We start from the raw sequence: 9,036 nt of genomic DNA on the forward strand, positions 1-9,036 counted from the left end.
ATCGTCACCGCCACGTCGAGGCCGCCTTCGTCGCGGGCGACCGCGCTCACCGTGCCACCGTGCGCCTGGGCGACCGACCGTACAATTGACAGTCCCAGGCCGGTGCCCCGGGCTGAATGCACGCGGTTCGCCGCACGCTGGAACGGCTCGAACAGCTCGGGCACACTCGCCGGGATGAGGACCGGGCCGCTGTTGACCACGGCGAGCCGGGCGTCGCCGTCGACCGGGCCGGCGGCGACCCGTAACCAGCCGCCGGTGACGTTGTGTCGGATGGCGTTCTGCAGCAGGTTCTGCACGAGCCGGTCGAGCAGGATGCGGTCGCCGTCGACGACAACCGGGCTGGCCTCAGCGGTGACCTGCAGCTTCAGCCGGTCGGCCTCCGGTTGCAAAAGGGTCAGCACGTCTCTGACGACCTCCGCGAGGTCAACCGGCCGCGGATCCGCGATGCCGTGCTCGGCCCGGGCCAAGGCCAGCAGCCCGTCCACCAGCCGCTCGTGCCGAGCATTCACCGCCAGCATGGTTTCACCAAGGCGGATCAGCTCGACTGGGGCATCGGGGCGGCTCATCGCCACCTCGAGCAGGGTCTGATTGATCGCCAACGGCGTCTTGAGCTCGTGCGAGGCGTTGCCGACGAACTGCCGCTGCGCCGCGAAGGTTGCGTCGAGGCGGGACAGCATGGCGTTGATCGCGGAACCCAGCTCCCACCACTCGTCCCGGGCAGCGGTCAACGTGACCCGTTCGTGCAGGCTACGGTCCGCGACACGGCGGGCCGTAGCGGTGATCTGACGCAATGGACGCAACGTCGCATCCGCGACAAACCAGCCGGCGACCAGGCTGGCGGCAGTCAGTCCGGTTGCCAGGATCAACCCGCGATCCACCAGCGGAGCCAGGGCCTGTGAGCGCAGCCGTTCCCGGATGGTCCGCTCCGCGAGCACCTGCCGGGCCTTGGACTGCGCGGCCTGGTCTTCGGAGCTCGGCGTCGCCTGTACCGCGACGGAGATGTCGATCGGCAGCTGCGCGATGGCGTGGTCGGCCACCAGGTAGGCGACGAGCAGAGTCAACCCGCTCACGACCAGTCCCAGACAGCCGAAGAGCAGGGCCAGCCGAGTGCGGACGTGCAGCCTGGTCATGGCAGCCGGTACCCAACGCCGGTGACGGTCTCCACGAGCGGCGGTTGACCGAGTTTGCGGCGCAGCGTCATGACGGTCACCCGGACGACGTTCGTCAGCGGATCGATATTCTCGTCCCAGACCTTCGCCAGGAGCTGCTCGGCGCTCACCACCGCCCCGTCGGCGAGGAGAAGCTCCTGGAGCACCCCGAATTCCTTGCGGGACAAGGAGACAAAGAGACCGGCCCGGGTCACCTGCCGGCGCGCCGGGTCAAGTTCGATACCCGCCCGGCGTAGTACCGGGAGCGCGGCCGGCCGCGCCCGCCGGGCCAGGGCGCGCACCCGGGCGACGAGCTCCGGGAACGCGAACGGTTTCGGCAGGTAGTCGTCGGCGCCGAGCGACAAGCCGGCGACCCGGTCACTCACCTCGCCGGACGCGGTGAGCATCAGCACCCGGGTGTCCGCGTCCGACCCGACGAGGCTGCGGCACACGTCGTCGCCATGCACGATCGGTAGGTCCCGGTCGAGTACCAGGACGTCATAGTCATTGACGCCCAACCGTTCCAGGGCCTCGGCGCCGTCGTAGACGACGTCGACCGCGATCGCCTCCCGCCGCAGGCCCTCGGCGATGGCGTCAGCCAGCAGCCCCTCGTCCTCGGCGACCAGCACCCGCATGGACGCTCCCCCCTCGACCGGTCCGCAGCGCTGAGGAGATTGTGAACGAATCCGCATAAGAAGCGCGTAAGTATCGTCGCTTACGGTGATCTTATCGCCAACCGCGTTCCATCACTGCCATGACGAACACGGGAAATCCGGCCGCGAGCCGACGCCTTCCGCTGATCGGTCCGGTGTCCGCGGCCGGACTGACGGTGGCCTTGCTGTCCGGCTGCGCCGGCGGGGGCGGGACATCGCACGTGGTGTCCGTCTCGGCCGGCTCGCCATCGGCGGTCCAGAGCAGCGCCGACCGCGGCAGCCAGGCCACGCGGTATCGCGACTGCCTGCTGAGCAACGGTGTCACGCTGCTCGACCAGTCAACCGCCGAGGGCATGCCGCAGATCGACAAGGAACGCACGAACATCGGCGTAGTCAACGCCGCCTCGCAGAGGTGCCGTCCGTACCTGCCGGCGGCCGTCGACGCGGAGCGGCCCGATCAGCAGGCGGTCGAGGCCCAGCGTCGGCTCGCCGTGTGCCTGCGGGGACACGGCGTGCCGGAATATCCGGACCCCGACCCGGTGACCGGCGACCCCCGCGTCAGCGACCAGCTGGCCGCGCGGCTCAAGGACGACCCGAGTCTGGCGTCGGGCCTGCAGACCTGCCAGCAGCAGGTCTGGCCTGCAACCGGCGGCGGCACGATCGGCGGATGAGGATGCGCACTGGCCTCGTTATCGGCGCGGTGGCGGCTGCGCTGACCCTCACCGTCGGCGCATTGACTGTGCACCTCGCGCAGCGCCCCTCATCGGCGGTTCCGGCCGGCTCATCGCCGCCAGCGGTCACCGCCGAGATCACCCGCACAACCCTTATGCAGACCGCCTTCGTGGACGGAACACTCAGTTACGGCCCGACCCAACCGGTCGACTCCAGGGCGCCCGGCACTCTCACCTGGCTGCCCAACGCCGGTGACACGGTGGAGCGGGGCCGTGCCCTACTGCGCGCCGATGAACTGCCGGTCGTGCTGCTCTACGGTGACCTGCCCATGTACCGCCCGCTCGCGCCCGACACGGTCGGTAATGACGTCAACCAGTTTGAGACCAACCTGCGCGCGCTCGGATACACCGGCTTCACGGCCGACCAGCGGTACACGGCCGAGACGGCGGCGGCGGTCAAGCGCTGGCAGCGGGACCTGGGTCGGCCGGAGACCGGCACGGTGGACGTCGCCGAGGTCATCTACCTACCCGGGCCGGTCCGGGTCGCCAGCCCGATGGCCCGGCTCGGTGCGGCCGCGACCGGCCAGGTGCTCGCCTGCACCGGCACGACCAAGGCGGTGACCGCCCAGGTCTCGGCGCAGAACACGGCATGGGCGGTTAAGGGCACCAACGTGGACATCGTGCTGCCGGCTGGCGCCGCGGTGCCCGGCGTGGTGGCCGACGTCGGCACCCAGGCGAGCGCACAGGCCGGCGGCGACGATGCGAACGCCCCGGCTGGCAGCGGTGCCCAGCAGGCCACCGTGACGGTCACCGTCACCATCGCGAACCAGGATGCGGTCAAGGGGCTGGATCAGGCGCCGGTGAAGGTGCGGCACGTTCTGGACCAGCGGGAGAACGTGCTGACGGTACCGGTCGCCGCGCTGCTCGCGCCGATCGAGGGAGGGTACGCCCTGGAGATCGTCGACGGCGACCTGAGCCGGGTGGTACCGGTGCGGACCGGATTGTTCGCGGACGGCCGGGTCGAGGTCAGCGCTGCCGGCATCGATGCGGGTGTGAAGGTGAAGGTGCCGGCATGAATCCGCCTGCGGTGGTGCAGATGCACGGCGTTTCCAAGGTGTACCCCGGGGGCGTCGCCGCCCTCCGGGACGTCGACCTGACCGTCCACAGCGGGGAGATGGTGGCCGTCGTCGGCCGTTCCGGTTCCGGGAAATCGACGATGCTGCACATCATGGGTACTCTTGACCGGCCTTCTACCGGCAGCGTGTACCTGGACGGACACGACGTGGCAGCGCTGCCCGACCGCCGACTATCCGCGCTGCGGGCGCACCGCATCGGGTTTGTCTTCCAGAACTTCCATCTCGCCGACGGTGTGTCGTGCCTGGACAACGTGGCGAACGGACTGCTTTACGCCGGCGTCCCGATCCGCGATCGTCGTCGGCGTGCCGAGGCGGCGCTGCACCGTGTCGGGCTCGGCCACCGGCTCGGGCACCGGCCACACGAACTGTCCGGCGGGGAGCGGCAACGGGTCGCCATCGCTCGCGCCGTGGTCGGTGTCCCCATGTTGCTACTGACGGACGAGCCGACCGGCAATCTGGACACGGGTTCAGGCGCTGCCGTGCTGGACATCCTGCACGAGCTTCACACGGCCGGTACCACCGTCGTGGTCATCACCCATGACCGTGACATCGCCGGCCGGCTGCCGCGCCAGGTGCGCCTTCTCGACGGGAAGGTGGTCTGATGGCCGGCGCCCTGCCACGCCCCGCACGGCTCGGCTTGGCCGACACGCTCCGGGTCGGTTCCGCCGGCCTGCGGTCTCGACCGCTGCGGGTGGGGCTCGCGACACTGGGCATCTCGCTCGGGATCGCGGCCATGGTCGCCGTCCTCGGTGTCTCCTCATCCAGCCGCGCCGATCTGGACCGGCGACTGGACACGCTCGGCACCAACCTGCTCATCGCCGCACCCGGCCAGACCGTACTGGGGGAAAGGGCGAAGCTCCCGACCGAATCGGTCCAGATGGCGACCCGGATTGCCCCGGTGTACTCGGTGTCCGCGACCGGGCGCGTCAACGCCTCGATCTACCGCAATGACCACATCGACGTGGGCAACACCGGCGCCATCGCGGTACTGGCCGCCCAGCCGGGACTGCTGGACACGGTCAGCGGTGGCGTTACCGAGGGCCGCTGGCTCAACCGGGCGACCTCGACCTTCCCTGCTGTCGTCCTCGGCGCCCGGGCCGCCGAGAAGCTCGCGGCCCACCTGCCCGGAACCCGGGTCTGGTTGGGTGGCCAGTGGTTCGGCGTGGTCGGCGTGCTCGGACCCGTCCCGCTCGCCCCCGAACTGGACAACGCCGCCCTGGTCGGATGGAGCGCAGCCGAGACCTACCTTCGTTTCGACGCCCATCCCACGACGCTGTACACGCGATCCGCGCCGTCCGAGGTGGAGGCCGTCCGGTCGGTGTTGCCGGCGACGGTGAACCCGCAAAGCCCGTATGAGGTTCGGGTCTCCCGTCCCTCGGATGCGCTCGCCGCGCAGCGCGCCACCCACCGGACGCTTGACCGCCTCCTCCTCGGGCTCGGTGCGGTCGCCCTGGTGGTCGGCGGGGTAGGTGTGGCCAACACCATGGTCATTTCGGTACTCGAGCGGCGCGGTGAGATCGGCCTTCGTCGCGCCCTCGGCGCGACCCGGGGACAAATCCGCCTGCAGTTCCTCATGGAATCGCTGCTGCTGGCCGGTCTCGGCGGTGTCGGCGGTGTGATCCTCGGCGTGCTCGCCACGGGTGGGTACGCGGCGACGCAGCACTGGCCGGTGGTCATTCCGCTGGTCGCCTGGTTGGGCGGCGTGGTTGTCACGCTGCCGGTCGGCATGATCGCAGGCCTTTATCCCGCCATCCGCGCCGCTCGTCTCACCCCGGTCACAGCCCTGACCGCGCCGTGACAGGAGCGCGGGTTCAAACGGTCGTAACGACGATGGCACGGGGATACCCTGGTTTGGCGAGGCATGGCGGAATCAAGCGGTCAAGGCGACGGTCAGCGTTGGATGATATCCACTTCGCCCGGCGCGAGGCTGTCGACCGCAACGGCTGCTGGCGTGGCTGCGGGATCCGGTTGCTGCGGTTTCGCAGCCAGGATTCGCTTTGCTCCGCGACGACCTTGCCAGGCAACGCCGAAAAGACCACCCCAAATCCCGCCGCTGATTATGAATGCGGCGCCGGCGGTCGGAGATAGGTATCCGGGCAGAATTTCTATCAGGAAGCCCGCAGCGGCATCCATCGGAAAGGTGAGGAGCGCGAGGAGCGCGAATACCCAGCTTCGGCGAGTCTCATGCAGGTAGTATTTCGCCAGGTTCTCGGCTATGGCCGCGACGACCGGGTCCGGATGCCGCAGGCGACGCTTTGCCAGCTTCCTGACTTCAGCTCTGGTGTGCTTGGGTATTTCGTGCCATGCTTTGACCACCGCCCGTTGCTCGGCCTTTGTCAGAGGCTGGCTCGAGGGTTTCCGCGGCTGCTCTGTCGCGGATCGATGATTGCGCACGGTTGATCGTAGCGATGATAGTGCTGGGATGCGATGGTTTGGTGCGGGATCTCAGGCTCTCGGTGCGGAATCCCCGGCCGCGTCCTGCTCGGCGAGCCAGGCCTGCTGGCGGTCGAAGTGCGCGCGGTCGCGGGCGACGAAAACGCCTTTAGCGGTGGCGAGCTCCGCGTTCGTGGACGCCAGCCGTAGCTCGCCGACCACATACAGCCGCTGCCCCTCACGCCTGTCCAGCCAGGACGATGCCAGCAGGTCACGCCCGATCGGAACGGGGCGGATGAATTTGATCTCAAGCGTCGCCGTGACCGCGAGTGTCCCCAGGTGCATGGGCAGGTGTCCGAGCACCTCGTCCATGATCCCCGCCGTCCAGCCGCCATGGGCGACGTTCGGACCGCCTTCATGCTCCGGCGAACAGGTCACGTGCGCCCGCAGCACCCCGTCGTCCAACTGCTCGCGGAGCATCCCCAGGTGGCACTGTCCCGTGCGGGAACAGGCGCCACACAGCGCCACCGCACCGCCGGCCCTCGGTGGCACCTGGAAGTCCGAGCCCGTCCAGCGCGGTCCGTTGTCACTCATCCGACGAGTGCCACCCCTCTTGGCCGCATGGTGCTCTCCACACGCTCGCCGCGGTTGCGGGCATGCCTCGATATCAGTATAAACATATAACGATTAGCAACAGTCTCATCGCAACCTGGAGTGCGGCATCCAGGTTAGAGCAACATGGCCCGTGACCTCACCGAATGCATTGCCAGCCAGTGAGTAGCCAGACAGTGACAGGAGTCACCGATGTGGGGCTTTCAGACGGATCCCGATTACCAGAAGCTGCTCGACTGGGCGGATGAGTTCGTCCGCACCGAGGTTGAGCCTGTCGACCGGTTGGTCCGCCAGCCGTACGACCTCGCCGACCCGGTCCGTGCCGCGCTCATCCCACCGCTGCAGGAGAAGGTCCGCGCGCAGGGGCTGTGGGCCTGCCACCTCGGCCCGGAACTCGGCGGCCCCGGATACGGCCAGCTCAAGCTCGCCCTGCTCAACGAGATCCTAGGCAGGTCGCGCTGCGCTCCCAGCGTTTTCGGCTGCCAGGCACCGGATTCGGGCAACAGCGAGATCCTTGCGCATTTCGGCACGGATGAACACAAGGCGACGTATCTCGCGCCGTTGCTGCGTAATGAGATCGTCTCGTGCTTCTCCATGACCGAGCCGCAGGGTGGCGCCGACCCGAAGGTCTTCCGGACCCGGGCGGTACTGGACGGCGACGAATGGGTGATCAACGGGGAGAAGTGGTTCTCCTCGAACGCCCGTTTCGCATCCTTCCTGATTGTCGTCGCGGTGACCGACCCGGACGCCTCCCCCTACCGGCAGCAGTCGATGTTCATCGTCCCAACCGACACGCCCGGCATCCGGTTCATCCGGCACGTCGAGCTCATCGACGAGGATGCCGGTCAGGGAACCGAGGGTTACATCGCGTACGAGAACGTGCGGGTGCCCCGCACCAACCTGCTCGGTGCGCAGGGCGGTGGTTTCGAGGTCGCACAGGTCCGCCTCGGCGGCGGCCGCATCCACCACGCCATGCGCACCGTGGGCTTGGTGAAGTGGGCCTTTGACATGATGTGCGAGCGGGCGCTGTCCCGGTTCACCCAGGGCGAGATCCTCGCGCGCAAGCAGTTGGTGCAGGAGGCCATCGCCGACACGTGGATCCAGATCGAGCAGTTCCGGCTGCTGGTTCTGCGGACCGCCTGGCTGATCGACGAACGTCAGGACTACCGCCAGGTCCGCGGTGACATCGCGGCCATCAAGGCGGCCATGCCGAAGGTCATGCTCGACGTCACCTCCCGGGCACTGCAGCTGCACGGCTCGTTGGGCCTGACCAAGGAGATGCCATTCTTCGACATGCTCGTCGCCGGTTACACCGTCGGCCTCGCCGACGGTCCGACCGAGGTGCACAAGGTCACCCTCGCCCGTGAGGTGCTCAAGCGGTACAAGCCGACCGACGGGCTCTTCCCGACCAACCACCTGATCGCCCTTGAAGAGCAGGCCCGGGCACGCTACGCCGACGTGCTGGCCGATCTGTGACCGAGGAGCAACTGCCCGCCACTGCACCGGCCGCTACTGCACCGGCCGCCACGAGCGGCGGTGGGCTCGTGCTCTGCAACGTCTCGGTGGCGTCGCTGAGCTTTCGCGATGTCCTCACCGCCGCCTCGGCAGCGGGCTTCGACGCCATCTCGATCCTGGGCCGTTCGCTGCACCGGGCCCGCACCCGGGAGGGGCTGTCCGACTCCGACATCAGAGCCATGTTGGATGACAACGGCCTTGCCCTCACCGAGATAGAGGCGGTCGGTGACTGGCTCACGCCACCCCCGGTCGATCAGCCGGCGTTCATGAACCAGGTTCTCACCGAGGCCGAATATCTCCAGGCGGGACGTTCGCTGGGGGCCAGGACGCTGGTGGCGACGCATTTCGGCGATCCGGTCGAGCTGGACCAGGCCGCCGAGAAGTTCGCGGGCCTGTGCGACCGCGCCGCCGACCACGGGCTCAACGTCGCGCTGGAAGCGGTGGCCTGGGCGACGATCGGCGACATCGGGACGGCATGGGAGATCGCGCGCCGTGCCGACCGGCCCAACGCCGGCGTGCTCGTGGACGCTTGGCACCACAACCGCGGCCCCGGCGCCGGTGACGCCGAGTTGCTGCGCCGTGTCCCCGGCGACCGGGTGTTCGCCGTGCAGCTCAGTGACGCCGCGGCAACGCCGGTGGGCCCGCCCCTTGAGGACGTCCGGCACCGGCTGCTGCCCGGCGAGGGCAGTCTGGACCTGACCGGGCTCGTCGGCATTCTCGACGACGCCGGGGCGCGGGCACCGATCGGAGTCGAGGTCCTCAGTGCCGAGATCCTCGCGCAGGGTCCGGCCGGCGCCGGGCGGATTCTGATGGACGCGCTCCGCGCCACGCTCGACCGCGCGCGATCAGCTCCGCCGGGGAGATAGACCCCGACGGTCAGGGGCCGTCCAGCCGGTGATCGATCACGCTGGACAGCCCCTGACCGAGG

Annotated in this window: 10 protein-coding genes; 6 read left to right on the plus strand and 4 right to left on the minus strand. The window is 68.9% G+C overall.

What is annotated here, in order from left to right:
- Nucleotides 1–1,130: sensor histidine kinase (locus tag U9980_RS07250; protein ID WP_322767227.1), on the minus strand; the 1,130-nt coding region annotated here is incomplete at its 3' end.
- On the minus strand, nt 1,127–1,783 hold the full coding sequence (locus tag U9980_RS07255; RefSeq protein WP_322748474.1) for a response regulator transcription factor: 657 nt from the start codon (nt 1,781–1,783) through the stop codon (nt 1,127–1,129). The genes U9980_RS07250 and U9980_RS07255, both read right to left, overlap by 4 nt.
- 119 nt (nt 1,784–1,902) lie before the next feature.
- On the opposite strand from U9980_RS07255, the gene U9980_RS07260 reads away from it, so the two are divergent.
- From U9980_RS07260 to U9980_RS07275, 4 genes are read left to right on the plus strand one after another with little or no spacing between them, the layout of a single operon-like run.
- A complete protein-coding gene (locus tag U9980_RS07260; RefSeq protein WP_322767228.1) occupies nt 1,903–2,472 on the plus strand; it encodes a hypothetical protein in 570 nt (189 codons plus the stop codon).
- Nucleotides 2,469–3,548 carry a peptidoglycan-binding domain-containing protein gene (locus U9980_RS07265; RefSeq protein WP_322767229.1) on the plus strand — a complete coding sequence of 360 codons (1,080 nt, stop codon included), beginning with the start codon at nt 2,469–2,471 and terminating at the stop codon, nt 3,546–3,548. Before U9980_RS07260 ends, U9980_RS07265 begins: the two co-directional genes overlap by 4 nt.
- A complete protein-coding gene (locus U9980_RS07270) occupies nt 3,545–4,210 on the plus strand; it encodes an ABC transporter ATP-binding protein (RefSeq protein WP_322767230.1) in 666 nt (221 codons plus the stop codon). Before U9980_RS07265 ends, U9980_RS07270 begins: the two co-directional genes overlap by 4 nt.
- Nucleotides 4,210–5,406, plus strand: a complete 1,197-nt coding sequence (locus U9980_RS07275) for an ABC transporter permease (protein WP_322767231.1) — start codon at nt 4,210–4,212, stop codon at nt 5,404–5,406. Before U9980_RS07270 ends, U9980_RS07275 begins: the two co-directional genes overlap by 1 nt.
- Before the next feature lie 92 nt (nt 5,407–5,498).
- On the opposite strand, the gene U9980_RS07280 is transcribed toward U9980_RS07275, so the two are convergent.
- Entirely contained in the window at nt 5,499–5,924 is a 426-nt protein-coding gene (locus U9980_RS07280; protein ID WP_322767232.1) for a hypothetical protein, read from the minus strand.
- 129 nt (nt 5,925–6,053) lie between these two features.
- On the minus strand, nt 6,054–6,575 hold the full coding sequence (locus tag U9980_RS07285; RefSeq protein WP_322767233.1) for a PaaI family thioesterase: 522 nt from the start codon (nt 6,573–6,575) through the stop codon (nt 6,054–6,056).
- Between the two features lie 210 nt (nt 6,576–6,785).
- Between U9980_RS07285 and U9980_RS07290 the strand changes: the two genes are divergently transcribed.
- Both U9980_RS07290 and U9980_RS07295 read left to right on the plus strand, forming a co-directional pair.
- Complete coding sequence (locus U9980_RS07290) at nt 6,786–8,069, plus strand: acyl-CoA dehydrogenase family protein (protein ID WP_322767234.1); 1,284 nt, start codon at nt 6,786–6,788, stop codon at nt 8,067–8,069.
- Entirely contained in the window at nt 8,066–8,974 is a 909-nt protein-coding gene (locus tag U9980_RS07295; RefSeq protein ID WP_322767235.1) for a sugar phosphate isomerase/epimerase family protein, read from the plus strand. The genes U9980_RS07290 and U9980_RS07295 overlap by 4 nt, the downstream gene beginning before the upstream one ends.
- Nucleotides 8,975–9,036: the final 62 nt, after the last annotated feature.

Origin of the sequence: Protofrankia sp. Cr1 (genome assembly GCF_963555865.1) — a bacterium.
In the GTDB taxonomy this organism is placed as follows: Bacteria; Actinomycetota; Actinomycetes; order Frankiales; family Frankiaceae; genus Protofrankia.